Below are 17,481 nucleotides of genomic sequence, written 5' to 3'. Positions count from 1 at the left end.
GTTGGAGGGGCTGCGCGGGGAGATAGTGCTGGGCGGCAATGGCGATGTCAGCGTGACGCCCATCGGCTACGACCAGAGCAGCCTCGGCAAGGACGCGGCGGCGGTCAGCGCGGCCATGAACCAGCGCCCGCCACCCCCACACTGAGCTGCTCCAGATCGACCGCCGCCACGCTGACATCGCCATTGCCGCCCAGCACTATCTCCCCGCGCAGCCCCTTCATCCGGCTCACCGATACCGATCCTCCCCCGGTCAACACGACCCGCCCCAGATCGCCGGTAGACAGCCGCAACACCGCCCGCCCGCCGGATTTCCCACCCGGCTGCGCCCGCTCCATCGTCACCGTCAGCAAACGCCCCGACACATTCAGCCTCAACCGGTCCAGCGCCGCCTGATCCCCCTCCGCCCGCGCCGAAGCTCCAACCCCGGTGGCGATCACCACCTCGACCGGCGCATCCACCCGGATCGCGTCGAAGCTGGTGATGGTAAAGCCCCGCGTCGCCGCCCCGGCAGGAACCGCCGTCATCAGGGCGACAGGAGCCAGAAAAAGGGGAAGCCGCATCACAATCTCCCAACCAATATCGCGATCCTGATAGGAACAGGCCGTAGCGGTTCCAAGCCCCCTTGTTCGTCGCACCGGATCAGGCAAGATCGTCGGGTTGGCAATGGAGGCATGTGGCTGATGCGCAAACTGTTTTCCGGACTTCTTCTGGGCTTGATCGGCACCGCTGCCCACGCCGCCGCTCCGGATAAAAGGGCCGAAGCCTGGTGGAGCCATGTCCGCACCCTTGCCGACGATGCCTATGAAGGACGCGGCACCGGCAAGCCCGGCTATGACAAGGCGGCCGACTATGTGATCGCCCAGCTTCAGGCGCTCGGCCTCCGGCCCGCTGGCACGCACGGCTATAAACAGCCCATCGCCTTCGTGGAGCAGGCGATAGTGTCGCAGGACAGCAGCGCCAGCCTCTCCGGCCCGCAAGGGCAAACCCCGCTATCCGCTCCCGCTGACATCATCTTTTCGGGCGGCGGTGGCCCTGCGCCCCATGCCGTCAGCGCGCCGCTGGTCTTCGCCGGATACGGCCTGCACCTCCCTGAAGCGGGTCATGACGATTTCGCCGGGCTGGACCTGAAGGGGAAGGTCGTGGTCGTCCTGTCGGGCGGCCCGTCGACCATTTCCGGCGCGCTCAAATCCCATGCCCGGTCCGAACGGGCGACCTGGCTCGCGCAGCAGGGGGCGTTGGGCCTGATCCAGCTCGTGACGCCCAAACAGGTGGAAATCCCCTGGGATCGCCGCATGGCGCTCTCCAGCCAGCCCGCGCTCTATTTCCAGGACGCGGCCCTGCGCGACACCGCCGCGCCTTTCCTCAGCGCCCAGTTCGATCCGGCCAAATCCGCGCTGCTCTTCGCCGGGTCCGGCCATGATTTCGCGCAGATCGCCGCCGCCGCCGACCAGTCCGCGCCGGTCCCGTCCTTCCCGCTCGCCCAGCGCCTGGACGCGAAAGTGGCCGCCCGGCGCGCCGAACTCTCATCGCCCAACATCATCGCCGTCATGCCGGGGACGGACCCGCATCTCAAAAAACAATATGTGGTCCTGTCCGCCCATCTCGACGGCTACGGCATGGGCACGCCGATCAATGGCGACGCCATCTACAACGGCGCCATCGACAACGCCTCCGGCGTCGCCAGCCTGCTTGAAATCGCCCGCACCCTGCGCAACGGCAAGGTGAAGCCCAAACGCTCCATCCTGTTCGCCTTCGTAACGGCGGAGGAAAAGGGGCTGCTCGGCTCCACCTATTTCGCCCGTCGGCCGACCGTGCCGCACAGGTATCTGGTGGCGAACCTCAATTTCGACATGGCGCTGCCCATCTTCCCGCTGACCAGCGTGACGCCCATCGGCTACGACCAGAGCAGCCTCGGCAAGGACGCGGCGGCGGTCAGCGCGGCCATGAACCTGCCCATCACGCCCGATCCCTTCCCGGACCGCAACGTCTTCATCCGATCCGACCAGTACAGCTTCATCCGCACCGGCATCCCCGCGCTGTTCTTCAAATATGGCTTCAAGGCGAATACGCCGGAGGCGACGGTGGAAAGGGCATGGCGCGCCAATATCTACCATTCGCCGAAGGACGATGCGAACCAGCCGGTGATGCCCGCGGAGTCGGTGAAGCTTAACGACTATGTCGCCGCCGTGACCCTGCGCGTCGCCAATGCCTCCGGCCGCCCGGCGTGGAATGAGGACAGCTTCTTCCGCCGCTTCGCCAAATAGCTTTCCTCCTGCTTGATCCGGCGGGGGGAGGGGCCTAAACCCCCCGGCCATGACCCAAGCCTCCTATCCGGCGCTTCGCCTGCGCCGCACCCGCGCCTCGGCCTGGAGCCGCGCGATGCACGCCGAAAACCGCCTGACCACCAGCGACCTCATCTGGCCGCTGTTCGTCACCGAAGGGAGCCAGGTGGAGGAACCCATCAAGTCGCTTCCCGGCGTTTCCCGCTGGTCGGTGGACCTGATGGTCGAACGCGCCCGCGAAGCGCAGGCGGCGGGCATTCCCTGCCTTGCCCTCTTCCCCAACACCCAGCCGGACCGCCGCAGCGACGACGGGGCGGAGGCGCTTAACCCCGACAATCTCATGTGCACCGCCATCCGCGCCATCAAGGACGCGGTGCCCGACATCGGCATACTGACCGACGTGGCGCTCGACCCCTATACGGCCCACGGGCAGGACGGCCTGCTGGATGAGGCGGGCTATGTCGTCAACGATGCCACCATCGACGTCCTCATCGGCCAGTCGCTCAATCAGGCGGCGGCGGGCGCGGACATTATCGCCCCCAGCGACATGATGGACGGCCGCGTCGGCGCGATCCGCGAGGCGCTGGAGGAGGAAGGCCACGCCAATGTCCAGATCATGGCCTATGCCGCCAAATATGCCAGCGCCTTCTACGGCCCGTTCCGCGACGCGGTCGGCTCCGGCGGCCTGCTGAAAGGCAACAAGAAAAGCTATCAGATGGACCCCGCCAACGGCCAGGAAGCGCTGCGCGAAGTCGCCCTGGACATCGCCGAAGGCGCGGACAGCGTGATGGTGAAGCCGGGCCTGCCCTATCTGGACATCATCGCCCGCGTGAAGGACCGGTTCGAAGTGCCCGTCTTCGCCTATCAGGTGTCGGGCGAATATGCGATGCTGGAGGCGGCCGCCGCCGTGGGAGCGGGGGACCGCGACGCGCTGGTGCTGGAAACGCTGCTGGCGTTCAAGCGGGCGGGCTGCTCCGGCGTGCTCACCTACCACGCCCTCCACGCTGCCCGACTGCTCGGAGCCTGAAATGACCGATCATCCTGATACTACCATCATCCCGTTCAACGGCAAGACGCCGAAGATCCACCCCAGCGCCTTCATCGCCCCCGGCTGCCGGATCATCGGCGATGTGGAGATCGGCCCCGACGTCAGCATCTGGTATAATTGCGTGATCCGGGCGGACATCAACTACATCCATATCGGCGCGCGCACCAATGTGCAGGACGGCACGGTGATCCATTGCGACAGCCCCGGCGACCATATCGACGGCCGCCCGTCCGAAGGCTGGCCGACGATCATCGGCGAAGACGTGCTGATCGGCCATATGGCGATGGTCCATGGCTGCGTGCTGAAGGACCGCGCCTTCGTCGGCCTGGGCGCCATCGTCATGAGCGGCTGCACGGTGGAAAGCGACGCCATGCTGGCGGCGGGCGCGCTGCTCTCGCCGGGCAAGACGGTGCTGCACCGCCAGCTATGGGCGGGCCGCCCCGCCAAATATATGCGCGACCTGTCCGACGAAGCGCTGATCGACATGCGCGAAGGCGTGGAACATTATGTCCACAACGGAAAAGCGCATAAGGGCGCCGTGAAAGCAGCCTCCACGACCGACTAACCGGTCCAACCTCCGTTCGTTTCGAGCGTAGTCGAGAAACGTGGTGCGCAGGTTTCTCGACTACGCTCGAAACGAACGGAGAGGGAATCCTAAGGCTGCGCCAACCGCCCCTTAAGCGCATCCAGCCGATCATTCTGCCCATCGACAATCGCCAGCGCCGCCCCTCGCGCTGCATCGATGGCATCGATCCCGCCGCTGGCCTTCCCCTCGGCCACCGCATTGCTGCGCTCGACATAGAGCACATCCAAACTCGCCAAAGCCGAAACGCTGCCGTTCCGCGCCGCTTCCAGGGCACTCAAAGCCGTCTGCGCCGCCACCCATGCCTCGCTGGATACCGCCGACCCCGTCGCCGCCCGCGTAGCCGTATCCGCAGCAGGCCAGGCTTGGTCAAACGCCGCTCCGCCCGCCTCAGCCTGCGCCCTCAACCGGTCCACATCGCCGACCAGTTCCGGCTCCGGCGCGACGGGGGAGGGGGCAGGGGCCGCCTCGGCCATCGGCGCATCCTCTATCGCCCGCTTGGCGAGCGACGGATAGCCCTGAAAGGTGCTGGCGCAACCGGACAGGAACAGGACCAGGGATGGAAGCAGCCTACGCGGGATCATGGCCCGCATCTAGGATGGAGCGCGCCCGGACGCAAGATCAGCGCGGCAACACCGCCGCCGCCCGCGCCAAAGCCTCGATCCTTGCCGCATCGACCGGCCCCTTGGGCACCACCCAACTGCCGCCCACGCATTTGACGAAGGGTTCCGCCAGCCATGCCGCCGCGCTTTCCGCCGTGATCCCGCCCGTCGGACAGAATCGCGCCCCATGCAACGGCGCCGCCAGAGCCTTCAACGCAGGCAGCCCCCCCGAAGTCTCCGCCGGGAAGAATTTGAAATGCGACAGCCCCATGTCCAGCCCGCGCATGATGTCCCCCGCCGTCGCCGTGCCGGGCAGGAAGGGAATCCCCGCCGCAATCGCCGCCTTGCCCAAAGGCTCGGTCAAACCGGGGCTGACGATAAAGCGCGCCCCGGCCTCCATCGCCGCATCCAGTTGCGCCGGATTCAGCACCGTCCCCGCGCCGACCACCGCGCCCTCGACCTGCGCCATTTCCCGGATCACCTCCAGCGCTGCAGGGGTCCGCAACGTCACCTCCAGCGCGGGCAGGCCCCCCTTCACCAACGCCCGCGCAATCGGCAAGGCATCCTCGACCCGGTCGACCACCAGCACCGGGATCACCGGCGCCAGTTCCATCACCCCTTCAACGGTCAGCGACATCATTTCTTCTCCCGAAAGGCGGCGGCCGCGCCGTACAGCCCGATTTCGTCATGCACGGCGAGCCGGATCGGCACCGATTTCATCAGGCTCTCGAACCGCCCCTTGGCGGTGAAGCGCTGGTGGAACCCGCTCTGCGGCAGCAAGCCCCGCATCCGCTGCGTCAGCCCGCCCGCCAGCACCACCATATGCGGCCCCTGCGCCAGCGCCAGATCGCCCGCGACCGACCCATAGGCCATGCAGAATCGCTCGAACGCCGCCCGCGCGAATGCATCCGTGCCGTCGATGGCCGCCTGCCACAATTCGGCATCCTCCATCAGCACCACCCGATCATGGCCGATGGTCGCCATCGCCTTGTAGATATTGTTCAGGCCCGGCCCCGACACGATCCGCTCCGTCGACACGCGCAAAAATTTGTCGCGCAGATAGGCGAGTATCTTCTCCTCCAGCGGGTCCAGCGGCGCGAAGTCCAGATGCCCGCCCTCGGTCGCGATGACATGCGGCTCGCCATCGTCGAAGGCGATCATCGCCACGCCCAGCCCCGTGCCCGGCCCCAATATCGTCACCCCGCCGTCCCGCGGAAAGGGCCTGTCCTCCCCGAACAGCAGCGGCAGATTCTCCTCCGGCAGACGCGCCACGGCATGGGCCACCGCCTCGAAATCATTGACCAGCCGCAAATGCTTCAGGCCCAGTTCCTCGTCCAGCGTATCGGGCCGGATCACCCATGCGCTGTTGGTCAGCTTGATCACTTCCCGCCCGATGGCGGTGGCGAAGGCGATGGAGGCGGAATTGGGCAGCTTGCCGCCCTCATCCTCCACGAACGCTGCCCAGCAGGCCTGAAGGCTCGGATAATCCGCGACCTTATATTTGCGCACCTTGCCCAAAGTCGGAACATTGCGCGCATCCAGTTTGGCGCGGGCGAAACGGGCATTGGTGCCGCCGATATCGGCTGCGATGATCTCGGTCATATTCGTACCTTGATATATTGCTCGTCATTCCCGCGAAGGCGGGAATCCATCTCCCGCTATCGCACCAACCGCCAGGTCCGGAGATGAATTCCCGCCTTCGCGGGAATGACAGGTTCGTTCAGGCGCAACCCCTCACAGTTCGCTTTCCATCGCCGCCAAAATGGGCGAGGCGCCGCTCTCCGCCAGATCGCTATGATGCCGGAACAGCGCGAACAATTCGCGCCCCGTATCGTAGGGGGCAGGGGGAGCCGCCGGAACGTCCCGCGCCTCCCACTCCGCCGCGTCGACCAGCGCCGCGATCTCGCCCGTCTCCGCACAGACCCGCACCACATCGCCGTCGCGCAGCCTGCCGATCGGCCCGCCGCCCAAAGCCTCAGGCGACAAATGTATCGCCGCAGGCACCTTGCCCGAAGCCCCAGACATGCGCCCGTCCGTCACCAGCGCCACGCGGAACCCGCGATCCTGCAACACGCCCAGCGCCGGGGTCAGCTTGTGCAGTTCGGGCATCCCGTTCGCCCTCGGCCCCTGAAACCGCACCACGACGACGACATCGCGCTCCAGTTCGCCCGCCTTGAAGGCGCGCAGCACATCGTCCTGATCGTGAAACACCGCCGCCGGAGCCTCGATGGTCCAGCGCTCTCTGTCCACCGCGCTCACCTTCATGACGCAGCGGCCCAGATTGCCGGAGAGCAGCTTCATGCCCCCATCCGGACTGAACGGACGCGACACCGGCCGCAGGATGCTCTCATCCCGCGATTCCGGCACGTCCTTCCAAACCAGCGCCTCATTCTCCAGCACCGGCTCCTGCCCATAATCGGCCAGCCCCCGGCGCGCGACGGTTGGAATATCGCCATGCAACAACCCATTGCCCAGCAATTCCCGGATCACATAGCTGATCCCGCCCGCCGCATGGAAATTGTTCACATCGCCCGAACCGTTAGGATAAACCCGCGCCAGCAACGGCACGACATCGGAAATCTCCGCGAAGTCGGTCCAGTCGATGACGATCCCCGCCGCCCGCGCAATGGCGGGCAGGTGGATCGCATGGTTGGTCGACCCGCCGGTCGCCATCAGCCCGATGATCGCGTTGACGATGGCCTTCTCATCGACGCAATGCCCCAGCGGCCGATAGTCATCGCCATTCCACCCGATGCGCGACAATTGATGCACCGCCGCCCGCGTCAATTCCTGCCGCAGCTTCGTGCCCGGATGCACGAAGGAGGCGGCGGGCATGTGCAGCCCCATCATCTCCATCATCATCTGGTTGCTGTTCGCCGTGCCGTAGAAGGTGCAGGTGCCCGCGCCATGATAGCTGGCGCTTTCGGACTCCAGCAATTCCTCCCGGCCCACCTTGCCCTCGGCATAGAGCTGGCGAATCCGCACCTTCTCCTTATTAGCCAACCCCGAAGGCATCGGCCCGGCCGGGATCAATATGGTCGGCAGATGCCCGAACCGCAGCGCCCCGATCAGCAGCCCCGGCACGATCTTGTCGCAAATGCCCAGCAGCAGCGCGCCCTCGAACATCGCATGGGACAGGGCGATGGCCGTCGCCAGCGCAATCGTGTCGCGGGAAAAGAGCGACAGGTCCATGCCTGCCTGCCCCTGCGTCACGCCGTCGCACATGGCCGGAACGCCGCCCGCCACCTGCGCGGTGCAGCCGACCTCCCGCGCCGCCAGCTTGATCTGCTCCGGATAGCGCCCATAGGGCTGATGCGCCGACAGCATGTCGTTATAGGCGGTGACGATGGCGAAATTCATCGCCGCCCCGTTGCGGATGACAGCCTTGTCTTCGCCGCTCGCGGCAAAGCCATGCGCCAGGTTTCCACACGAAAGCTGTTCGCGGTTGGTGCCCGCGTCCCGCCCGCGCTCGATCAGGCTCAGATATTTCAGGCGCGAAGCGGCGCTGCGCTTCACGATGCGTTCGGTGACCCTGGCGATCACCGGATGAAGATCAGTCATTCCAGCTTGCTCCGTCACGTTCTATAAGGGCAATGGCTGAGGACGGCCCCCAGTTCCCTGAAGAATAGGGGGAGGGCTTCACGCCCGCCTCCTTCCACCCGTCGATGATCGAATCGATCCAGGTCCATTGCGCCTCCACCTCGTCGCGCCGCACGAACAGGGTGGCGTCGCCCGCCAGCAGGTCCAATATCAGCCGCTCATAGGCGATGCGGCGGCGCTGCCCGGCGAAGGCGGCGGTCAGCGACACGTCCAGCGTCACTTCCTCCAGATGCACGTCGCGCTCCAGCCCCGGCCTTTTGCTCATGATCAGCAGGCGGATATATTCCTCCGGCTGCAAGCGGATGATCAGGGTGTTCGGCTCCAGCCCCGACCCGCCGTTGCGCCCGAAGATCGAATGGCGCACCGGCTTGAACTGGATCAATATCTCCGACTGGCGCGCGGGCAGCCGCTTGCCGGTCCGCAGGTAGAAGGGCACGCCCTGCCAGCGCCAATTGTCGATATGGGCCTTCAACGCCACGAAGGTCTCGGTTTCGGACGGCTTGCCCAGTTCGTCGGCATAGCCGGTGACGATTTGCCCCCCGACCGCGCCCGGCGTATATTGGCCCCGCACGCTATGGGTCTTCACCGTCTCCGCCGTCATCGGACGCAATGACCGCAGCGCCTTCACCTTCTCGTCACGCACAGACGTCGGGTCCATGCGGGCGGGCGGCTCCATGGCGATGATCGACAATATTTGCAGCACATGGTTCTGCACCATGTCGCGCAGCGCGCCGACCCCGTCATAATAGGAAACCCGGCCTTCCAGCCCCACCGTCTCGCCCACGGTGATCTGCACATGGTCGATGGCGGTGGTGTTCCACAGCGGCTCGAACATCACATTGCCGAAACGCAGCGCCAGCAGATTCTGGACCGTTTCCTTGCCCAGATAATGGTCGACGCGGAAAATCTGCTCCTCCGCGAACAGCGCGCCGATGCCGTCATTGACCTGTTTGGAGGAGGCCAGATCCTTGCCGATCGGCTTCTCCATCGCGATCCGCGTCTTCGGCGTGATCAGCCCCGCCTCCGCCAGTCCCTGCGCGGTCGGCGCGAAGAGGGAAGGGGGCGTCGACAGATAGACGGACACGCCCTTGTCCAGCCGCCCGTCCAGCCGCTGCGCCAGCGCCTTGAACTGCGCCGCATTGCCCGCCTCGACCGGCTGATAGAAGATGATGGCGCGCAGCCGCTCCGCAATGTCGGCGTCATAGCGGTCGGCCGCCAGGAATTTCCGCAGCGCCTTGTCAATGTCGTCGCGGAATGCCTCATCGGTGAATTCGGACCGTCCCGACGCGATGATCAGGAAATCGTCCGGCAACAGCCCATCGGCCAGCAGATTGTAGAGCGAGGGAAAGATCATCCTGTGCGCCAGATCGCCGGTGGCGCCGAACAACAGGAACGTGGCAGACGGTTCGGTCAAAGGATACCCCTTTTCCGTTTGGTGTTTTCAGGTCTGCACGAAGCCGCCCTTATACCCGGCGGCTCTCGTTACGCAAGCAGGCTATCGCCGCCGCCCGCATCTCGCAACCGCGAGAAGTTGAAAGCGTTGATTTTTGGCTGGACGCTGGCCGCCGATTTTGCCATTGGCGCTCCACCATGCGACATGCGGGCGTGGTGAAACTGGTAGACGCGCCGGACTCAAAAAGAGGTTTGTCTACCAATCCACAGGAAAACACGATGAGTTGAAAACGGCGTGTTTTCAGGGGTTTGCGAGTGAAGGAGAAATGGCTGCTGATATTCGGTTTTCGCTCTAGGTGCAGTATAGGTGCAGAGAGCGCCGGCTAGAATCGGCGGCAAATGTGCGGGTGTGGTGAAACTGGTAGACGCGCCGGATTCAAAATCCGGTTCCGTAAGGAGTGTCGGTTCGATTCCGACCACCCGCACCATCCTTCAAATCGAGCGTTCAGGACGCTCATCCCTGGCCTTAGGTGTGCAGTCTTGTTCGCGCTGGTCGGCCATAGGCGCGTAAGAAGACATCGACAGCCAAGCTCGCATCGGCGAGGATCTCGTGGCTTTCAATCTCCTCGCTTAGTCCGAATGCGGCCCGCCGAAAGCATTGTCCGTGACAGATGGACGTGAGGACCTGGGCGGCCTCTAGGGGATCGGCCGAGCGGAGATTGCCCTTGCTCATATGCGCCTCGAGGATCGCTGCTAGGAGGCTATGAAGGCGTGCCGGCGCGTTGCGAAAGAAAATCTGAGCGACCTCCGGAAAGCGCACAGCTTCCGCGGCGACGACGCGGCGGAGTGCCAAGGCGCTTGGAGACACAACGCTCTCGATCAGCTGCCGGCAGAACCGAAGTAGCGCCTCTTCGAGAATGTCACTCTGGTCGAGCTCAATGACCAGTTCACGTTGCAATTCCATCGATGCAGAATCGACGACATGCCTGAAGAGGTCCTCTTTAGAGGAAAAGTAGGTCCAGAGCGTCGCCTTCGATCCACCGAGGCGCTCGGCAATTTGAGACATGGATGTTCCGGAAAATCCGTTCTCCAGGAACTGCTCCTGCGCCGTCTGGATAATCGATTCACGTCGTTCAAGCCGCCGTGACTCTCTGCGACCGGGCGCCTGTCTGCTCATGAACTTCAGCCGATGATCCAAAAGATCGTGCTGAATGCCGCACAGATGACGGCTGCACCGACGACAAGCAGAACGGTGCCACCGACGCTATTGCGCGGTGAGATAAGGACGAGGAGCTCTGCCCACTTTTGGCTCCGGCGAGAGTTCATCGAAGGTCTCCTACTTGAGTGTCAGGGCCATCCAAAATGCGAGGGTAAGAACGATGGAAATCGCGAACGTCGCCAAGGCGCTTCGCTGAGCGGTCTTAAGCTCATAGCCCGCGCCGATATCCATGATGAGGTGGCGGACGCCCGACGCGAGGTGCTGGAAGAAGCACCAGCTCAAGCCGAACAGGATGAAGGTGCCAAGCCAACTCGAAGCGAAGCGGGTGAACTGTTGATAGGTGCCAGGACCTTCGGATAGCGACCACAGCCACCAGACCAGCATCGGCGCTCCGACGAACGACATCGCGCAGGCCGAGATGCGATGCATGATCGACGTCATCATCGCCGCAGGAGGGCGGTAGATTGAGGCGTGCGGTGATAACGGACGTTGCTTCTTCTCGGGCATGCTTCCTCCGTATGTTGCGAACCGCGGTAGTTGAACGGCGGCGGCGGTCGGGCTTAGGACGTGAGCGCAGCCTCCGCAGTGTCCCAGCCGCCGCCGAGGGCCTTGTAGAGAGCCGCGAGCTGCTGCAGCTGCGCTGCCTTGGCCTGAAGAGCGAGCCGATCGGCGGCGCTATAGGCGGACTGGGCTTGCAACAGCACCGTCAGGTCGTCCTCGCCGGCGGAATAGCGAGTACGAGCAAGCTGGAGAGCCTCTCGCGCGTCGTCGCGAGCTTGGTTGCGCTCGCTGGCGGTGCGTTCGGTCGACGCGAAGCGGTTGATTGCCGTTTCGCTATCAGACAGCGCATTCAAGACAGCGCGCTCGTAGCGGATCGCGGCGGCGTCTGACCGGGCGTCGGCAGCGCGAATTTGAGCGCGAATGCGACCGGCCGAGAATATTGGCCAGCGGAACGAGGGACCGACCTGGAAGCGCAGGCTGTCGCTGGCGAACAGATCGCCCGGAGTTCTGGCTTGTTGTCCAATTGCTCCGATGAGAGAGAAGCGCGGAAACAGCTCGGCAGTGGCGACGCCGACATCAGCGGTGGCGGCCGCGATCTCGCGTTCGGCCTGCCGGACATCAGGCCTTCTACGCAGGAGATCCGAGCGCAGGCCTACGGAGAAATCGAGATCGGCGGTAGGCAGCGGCGCCGGGGCCGAGAGCTGCTGATATCGTGCTTCGGGTGGCTCCCCGACCAAAACTGCCAGGCGGAAGGCGGCGGCGGCGGCGTCCGCCTCGAGCCCCGGGATGGCGCCTGCCGTTGTCCGTGCCTGGGCCTGAGCGCGTGTAAGATCGAAGCGGGAGGCCGCACCGACCCGCAAGCGGTCTGCGACAATCTGCGCGATGCTGAATTGAGCTTCGGCGTCCTCGCGCACGCTCGCTCTGAGGGCCTGCGCGGTGCGAAGGTCAATATAGGATCGAACGATTTCCCCGATGACCTGGAGGATCACGCCGCGCCGCGCTTCTTCGGCCGCCTCGACGCGCGCGTTAGCGCTTTCTACGGCGCGGCGCGTCCCGCCCCACAGATCGAGCTCCCAAGAGGCGTCGAAGCCGACGTCATAGATAGAGAACTCCGGTTCGAGCGCCGGGATCTTGCCTACAGGCAACTGCCCATTTGAGCTGAGACGGTTCTCAGTGGCCGCTCCCGCTACCCCGACTTGAGGGAATTGGCGGCCAAGAACCGCGTCTCGGTTGGCGCGGGCTTCGCGCAGGCGGGCTGCGGCCTCGTCGAGATCCTTGTTGTTCGCGATAGCCGCGTCGACGAGCTCGATCAGCACGGGATCGTTGAGCTTACGCCACCACGCAGCGTCGACCTCCGCCGTGCTGACCGGAGAGATCCAGGCATCGCGAACAGCTACGGGTGGAGCCTCAAAGTCCGGCCCAACAACGCAGGCGCTCAACAGCAGGTACGGGATGGCGACGCCGAGCGGAAGGCAACGTCGGCTAATGCTGGGAGATCTTGGCACTGGTTATTGTCCTTCATCGACGGGCGTCTCCGCCCGGCCAGCGGTCATGCCGTCGAGGAACAGCTTCACCGCAGTGCGCGCGCGGAGGTCTATTTCGGAGGGCGTGGGTACATCACCGATTTGCAGGATCGCCTGCAGGTGAATGTCTCCGTGCAGCATCGCGAGGAACCGTCGCGCGCCTGCGTCGCAATCAGCGAGCGCGATATGGCCGTCGCGAACCGCCTTCTCGAGGATCTTGGAGAGAACCGCGATTGCGCGTTTGGGCCCATGTTCGGCGTAGACCCGCGTCGCGGCTGGATATCGCTCGGCCTCAAGGACGGCGGTGTAGCAGACCTCCAAGAGCGATGGCGTCATCATCGCCTCGAGCAGATTCCGGCCGATAATGGTCAAAAGCTCACGGAACGGCAGGGAGAGCTGATCGGCGCTGACCGCCAGGGCGCTGTCGGAATGCTGACTCACAACCTTGGTGAACTGCTCGACCAAGAGATCCTCGACACCTTCGCGGCGGGTGTCCTTCTCGCGGAGCAGCTGACGGTACAGCCCGTGCGGCGTCCAGGTGAAGCTCCGCCGGCCGAGGACGAAAGCGGTGAGAACGGCGCAGTTCGACCAGCCTCGGACCTGGCTTGCGTGGCCGGGCACGGCTTCGCGCACTCTTAGGATGTCGCCTGTGCCGCCCCACCGCAGGAATTTGACCGCATCGGCTGGCGGCAAGACTGTCACCATCATGCGCGACCACCAAGGCTCGACGAGTATCCAACTCCCAGTGTTCGTCGGTCGCATCGCAAACACGTGCTTGTGCTTGCTGAATACGAAGCGGTGCCACCATTGCGCTTGCAGCCCGGGGACAAAGCAGATGATCCATTCGACGGGGGCGAGCGTGACGAGAGAGCCGTTTTCGTCGGCGCTGTTGGCAAGGTCGGCCGGGACGCCGGACACGACTTGTTGGTCGACGCTGGGGCTGTTCCTGCGACGGAGCCAAGCAGCCCGTGTTTGAGGGGTGTCGTCGCGGTCGAACATCACGCTTGCCCGCGCGCGCAGCCGTCCAGAACGAGATCGATGCTTGCGGAGACCGGCCCCGAGGCATCGACCGGCGTCGCTGGGCTCGCCGGATGCAGCATCAGCGCTTGGTAGAGAGGCTCTCGAAGCATCCCCATAAGTTGTTCGGCCGCGAGGTGCGCGTCGGATACCGACAACACGCCCAAGGCATGGGCTCGCGAGAAGAACTTCCGAAGTTCGAGGGCAACCGAAGCGGGACCCGCATCGTAGACGCGTTTGCGCAGATCCGGACTGCGCGCGCCTTCCGCCATCATCAGCCGCACCAAGGCGATGATAGAGCTCGAATATTCCCGCCACGCGTGGGTGCCAAATTCAGTCAGCACACGCCGCACCAAATCGAGATCGTCGATCCGCTGAGACTGAGTTAGAGGCGTGGTGAGGTAGGCCGCTTTGCGTTCCGCGATCGCGACGAGCAGGTCGTCAATGCAGCCGAACGCGGAGCGAATCTCCTCGTGCGAATAGCCCTCTCGTTCGAGGACAGGATCAAGACCGAGCAGTGTGCCATGTGGATCTTCGAGGCTCAGGGTGAGCGAATGCAGCATCGCGTCGCGATGCTCAGAACCGATGGCGGGGTTGGTGGTGGATTTGCTGGGCACGTTAGACTCCTCCCTCCGGTGAGAGCCGCGCACGACGCGCCTTGCCCGCGCGCGAGAGAGCGATCTTGATCGCGATAAGCACAGGCGCGGCGATCACGAAGAGCAGGGCTACTGCATTGAAGGCCGTGTTGAAGGCGATGACAGTGGACTGTCCGCCGACAGCCCGCCCTAGAAGCAGCGACGCTGCCTGACTTGCTGCAGCGGCGTCCATGCCACGTCCGATCAGCATCGCAGTTGTGGCGGCGAGGCGCTCGGCAACGGCCGGAGTGCCCGCGCTGATGGATGTTCCCAAGACCGCCTGATTGCCGACGGCCTGATGATCGATGAGCGTCTGCAGTGTCGCTACGCCTATCAAACCGCCCAGTTGCCGGCCGACGTTGAACATTCCGATCCCGGACGCGACGAGATGCTTGGGCAAGCTGCCGGACGCGATGAGAGTGATCGAGAGAAACAGGAATCCCAGCCCGAGGCCCCGCAACAGAATCGCGGGCATCATGTCGTCGGAGCCGCTCTGGCTGGTCGACCAGGAGAGCATCCACATCGCGACCATGATCAGCAGGATACCGAGCGGCACGGTGGCGATCGGTGGAATCTTTCGTGCCTGCATCATGAGCGCAGCGAGTAGAAGCGCTCCGATGAAAAGACCGCCGCTCGGAAGGAGCAGTTGCCCCGCGTCGGTTGGCGTGAACGCTAGAACGGTAACCGCGAATGCCGGAATAAGAAAGGCGCTCCCAAAGAGCGCGGCACCCGCGACAAAACTGACGACGAAGGCAAAAGCGAAGTCGTCGGTCTTGAAAGCGCCGAACTGAAGCAGGGTCTGCTGTCTCGTCGTGACCTGGCGCACGAGGAAAGCAACGAACGCGGTAACGGCTGCGATCGTCAGCCAGACGATGCGGGGCTCATCGAACCAGTTCCATCGGCTTCCCTGACTACAGATGTAGGTCACACAGCCGAGGGCGGCAGCGAGAAAAGTGAAGCCGATCCAGTCGAAAGCGCCGGCCGGCACTGCTTCATCCGATCCCGCGTCCGACATCAGGAGGAGGCCGATCGCGCCCAGCGCGATCGGAGCGTTTCCGAAGAAAATCCATGTCCAGGACTGATTGTCGAGTAGCCAGCCCTGCAGCGCGGGAGCGATCGTTGCTGGCGCCACCACCGATCCCATCGCGAAAAGCGCCTGGACGATCGGCTGCTGTTCGCGCGGGTAGGAAAAGAACAGCAGCGTCTGGCCGGCGACCAGCAGGACGCCGCCCGCGAAGCCTTGAACGACGCGGAGGGTCGTGAGCGCCCCGAGATCGACAGTGACAGCCGCGAGCGCACAGGCCGCGCCCATGATGATGGTTGCCCAGAGGACCAGCTTTCGCGGGCCGAAATACGAGATCAGCCAAGGCGCGGCGACGAAGCCTATTAGCTTGAGGCCGGTGTAGCCCATGTCGAGCCAAGCGAATTCATCGGGCGTAGCGTAGGTGTCGCCGAGGATGTCACTGCGGCCGAGCGAGAGCACCGTGCTCGCCACAGCTTCAGTGAGCGACGCGAGGAGGACCGCAGCGATGAGAATGCCGCCGCTGGACGGTATCGATTTCGGTTCGGACGTCGCTATGGCGGTCATGAGCCGCTTCCGCGCTCGATCTCCACTCGCGCGGAGAGACCGGGGACGATCCTGCCCGGCAGAGGATTGTTCACGAGGCGAATCTTCACCGGCACACGCTGGACGACACGAATGAAGTTGCCGGTCGCATTGTCGGCGGGAAGCAAGCTGAAAGCCGAGCCGCTGCCCGGCGCGAAACTGTCCACGACACCTTCGAAAGTGCGATCCGGGTAGCCGTCGATCGAAATCCGAGCTCGCTGTCCGGGCCGGATGTTGGCGACTTGGGTCTCCTTGAAGTTCGCGACGAGCCAAACGTCATTGACGGGCACGATGTCGAGGAGCGGCGCACCCGGCGCGACGAGACGACCGACGCGGACCTGACGATTTCCCACCACTCCTCCTACCGGCGCGCGCACGACGGTGCTTTCAAGGTCGAGCCTTGCGAGGTCGCGCGCAGCTTCGGCCTGTGCGACAGCAGCCACAGCCGCTTCGCGCTGCGTGCCGAGCACGGTGATCCGTTCTTGCTGAGCATCGACGGTTGCGGAGGCGGCCGCCACGCCGGCTTCTGCTCGTGTACGCGCCGCATCGCTTTCGTCGACCTGCGCTTGGCTGACAGCGCTCGACCGGATCAGCTCGCGGCGACGGTCGCTCGCCTTTGTGGCTAGATTCAATTCGGCGAGGGCAGCTTGCCGCTGCGCCGTCGCTTGGCGGATTGTTGCGCGCTGCAACGTCGTGTCAGCGTCGGTGTTGGCAAGGCGTGCTCTTGCTGCCTCGACATTGGCTTCAGCTTGCGCGAGGCGTGCGCGGTAGTCGCGATCATCTATTCGAAAGAGGACGTCGCCAGCTCTTACGGTCTGGTTGTCCTCGACCTCGACCGCCGTCACATAGCCCCCGACTTTCGGGGCAAGTGAGGTGATGTCGCCGCGCACGAAGGCGTTGTCTGTCGACGTCTCACCGCTCGACTTGGCCCAGGTCCATGCAACCGCGCCGAGGACGATCGCGGTGAGGCACAGCACTACGCCGATAAGCTTCTTCTTGTTGGGCCGCGCCACGCTCCGCCTCCGGTAATGGGTGTTACCATTGACCGGTACGGTAATGGACGTTACCAGTCAAGAGGCTTTGAGTGAATGAGGTGACTGGCGCGATGGTTGCAGTGAAATCGGATCGGGCTTTGGGGCGGCGTGAAGCCCTGCTGGCAGCGGCTGCCGAGGTGTTCTTCGAGCAGGGCTACGCGGCAACAAGCATTGATGCGATCATCGAGCGCGTGGGTGGCTCGAAGCGTAACATTTACAACGAATTTGGAAGCAAGGAGGGCATGTTCACGGCGCTCGTCAGCAAATTTGCCGAGGATGTCCTGTCCTCTCTAAGGCGTGTGGACATTTAGCGCATAGCGATCTTCAGGGCCGCAAGGTTGATCATGGCGCGGTAGCTCTGATCAGTTTTCTCGTATCGGGTAGCGATGCGCCGGAATGTTTTGAGGCTACAGAAGAAGTTCTCGACGAGGTGCCTCCA

At 64.2% G+C, this 17,481-nt stretch carries 16 protein-coding genes, 1 tRNA gene and 2 pseudogenes; 5 read left to right on the top strand and 14 right to left on the bottom strand.

Going from position 1 to position 17,481, the window contains the following annotated elements:
• Positions 1–119: 119 nt before the first annotated feature.
• Positions 120–560: pseudogene (locus BV95_RS21030) on the bottom strand (GIN domain-containing protein); the annotation flags it as partial.
• Between the two features lie 120 nt (positions 561–680).
• On the opposite strand from BV95_RS21030, the gene BV95_RS21025 reads away from it, so the two are divergent.
• Genes BV95_RS21025 through BV95_RS21015 form a run of 3 tightly spaced genes read left to right on the top strand, consistent with a single transcriptional unit; the run spans position 681 to position 3,895 of the window.
• Positions 681–2,264 (top strand): M28 family metallopeptidase, encoded by a 1,584-nt coding sequence (locus tag BV95_RS21025; protein WP_037456882.1) that lies wholly within the window; start codon positions 681–683, stop codon positions 2,262–2,264.
• Between the two features lie 49 nt (positions 2,265–2,313).
• Positions 2,314–3,309 carry a porphobilinogen synthase gene (gene hemB, locus BV95_RS21020; protein ID WP_037456871.1) on the top strand — a complete coding sequence of 332 codons (996 nt, stop codon included), beginning with the start codon at positions 2,314–2,316 and terminating at the stop codon, positions 3,307–3,309.
• Between the two features lies 1 nt (position 3,310).
• Positions 3,311–3,895 (top strand): gamma carbonic anhydrase family protein, encoded by a 585-nt coding sequence (locus BV95_RS21015; RefSeq protein WP_037456868.1) that lies wholly within the window; start codon positions 3,311–3,313, stop codon positions 3,893–3,895.
• Between the two features lie 89 nt (positions 3,896–3,984).
• On the opposite strand, the gene BV95_RS21010 is transcribed toward BV95_RS21015, so the two are convergent.
• From BV95_RS21010 to zwf, 5 genes are all read right to left on the bottom strand, one after another.
• Positions 3,985–4,497, bottom strand: coding sequence for a hypothetical protein (locus tag BV95_RS21010; protein WP_037456879.1), 513 nt, complete (start codon positions 4,495–4,497; stop codon positions 3,985–3,987).
• Between the two features lie 37 nt (positions 4,498–4,534).
• Positions 4,535–5,152 carry a bifunctional 4-hydroxy-2-oxoglutarate aldolase/2-dehydro-3-deoxy-phosphogluconate aldolase gene (eda, locus tag BV95_RS21005; RefSeq protein WP_037456877.1) on the bottom strand — a complete coding sequence of 206 codons (618 nt, stop codon included), beginning with the start codon at positions 5,150–5,152 and terminating at the stop codon, positions 4,535–4,537.
• Positions 5,152–6,117: a glucokinase gene (gene glk / locus BV95_RS21000; RefSeq protein WP_037456866.1), complete on the bottom strand. Its 966-nt coding sequence runs from the start codon at positions 6,115–6,117 to the stop codon at positions 5,152–5,154. The genes eda and glk overlap by 1 nt, the downstream gene beginning before the upstream one ends.
• A 132-nt stretch (positions 6,118–6,249) precedes the next feature.
• Entirely contained in the window at positions 6,250–8,076 is a 1,827-nt protein-coding gene (gene edd / locus BV95_RS20995) for a phosphogluconate dehydratase (protein WP_037456864.1), read from the bottom strand.
• On the bottom strand, positions 8,069–9,529 hold the full coding sequence (gene zwf / locus BV95_RS20990; RefSeq protein WP_037456862.1) for a glucose-6-phosphate dehydrogenase: 1,461 nt from the start codon (positions 9,527–9,529) through the stop codon (positions 8,069–8,071). The genes edd and zwf overlap by 8 nt, the downstream gene beginning before the upstream one ends.
• 381 nt (positions 9,530–9,910) lie before the next feature.
• Here zwf and BV95_RS20985 point away from each other — a divergent pair.
• A tRNA-Leu gene (locus tag BV95_RS20985) sits at positions 9,911–9,995 on the top strand.
• Between the two features lie 38 nt (positions 9,996–10,033).
• Here BV95_RS20985 and BV95_RS20980 read toward each other — a convergent pair.
• From BV95_RS20980 to BV95_RS20950, 7 genes are all read right to left on the bottom strand, one after another.
• Positions 10,034–10,684, bottom strand: a complete 651-nt coding sequence (locus BV95_RS20980) for a TetR/AcrR family transcriptional regulator (protein ID WP_037456859.1) — start codon at positions 10,682–10,684, stop codon at positions 10,034–10,036.
• 159 nt (positions 10,685–10,843) lie between these two features.
• Entirely contained in the window at positions 10,844–11,233 is a 390-nt protein-coding gene (gene sdhC / locus BV95_RS20975) for a succinate dehydrogenase, cytochrome b556 subunit (protein WP_037456857.1), read from the bottom strand.
• A gap of 53 nt (positions 11,234–11,286) precedes the next feature.
• The gene (locus BV95_RS20970) at positions 11,287–12,732 is read right to left on the bottom strand and encodes an efflux transporter outer membrane subunit (RefSeq protein WP_255265416.1); all 1,446 of its coding nucleotides are present in this window, start codon (positions 12,730–12,732) and stop codon (positions 11,287–11,289) included.
• Between the two features lie 3 nt (positions 12,733–12,735).
• Positions 12,736–13,749: a TetR/AcrR family transcriptional regulator C-terminal domain-containing protein gene (locus BV95_RS20965; protein ID WP_037456854.1), complete on the bottom strand. Its 1,014-nt coding sequence runs from the start codon at positions 13,747–13,749 to the stop codon at positions 12,736–12,738.
• Entirely contained in the window at positions 13,749–14,384 is a 636-nt protein-coding gene (locus tag BV95_RS20960) for a TetR/AcrR family transcriptional regulator C-terminal domain-containing protein (RefSeq protein WP_037456851.1), read from the bottom strand. The genes BV95_RS20965 and BV95_RS20960 overlap by 1 nt, the downstream gene beginning before the upstream one ends.
• A 1-nt stretch (position 14,385) precedes the next feature.
• Positions 14,386–15,990 (bottom strand): DHA2 family efflux MFS transporter permease subunit, encoded by a 1,605-nt coding sequence (locus tag BV95_RS20955; RefSeq protein ID WP_037456849.1) that lies wholly within the window; start codon positions 15,988–15,990, stop codon positions 14,386–14,388.
• Positions 15,987–17,021, bottom strand: a complete 1,035-nt coding sequence (locus BV95_RS20950) for an HlyD family secretion protein (RefSeq protein WP_037456847.1) — start codon at positions 17,019–17,021, stop codon at positions 15,987–15,989. The genes BV95_RS20955 and BV95_RS20950 overlap by 4 nt, the downstream gene beginning before the upstream one ends.
• 71 nt (positions 17,022–17,092) lie before the next feature.
• On the opposite strand from BV95_RS20950, the gene BV95_RS20945 reads away from it, so the two are divergent.
• Positions 17,093–17,353 (top strand): TetR/AcrR family transcriptional regulator, encoded by a 261-nt coding sequence (locus BV95_RS20945; RefSeq protein WP_234703265.1) that lies wholly within the window; start codon positions 17,093–17,095, stop codon positions 17,351–17,353.
• Here BV95_RS20945 and BV95_RS20940 read toward each other — a convergent pair.
• Positions 17,350–17,481: pseudogene (locus BV95_RS20940) on the bottom strand (IS5/IS1182 family transposase); the annotation flags it as partial. The gene BV95_RS20945 and the pseudogene BV95_RS20940 sit on opposite strands and share 4 nt — an antisense overlap.

The sequence above is a fragment of the Sphingobium chlorophenolicum genome (genome assembly GCF_000722875.1).
GTDB classification, from domain to species: Bacteria; Pseudomonadota; Alphaproteobacteria; order Sphingomonadales; family Sphingomonadaceae; genus Sphingobium; species Sphingobium chlorophenolicum.
This window is presented reverse-complemented; position numbering and strand designations above follow the sequence as displayed.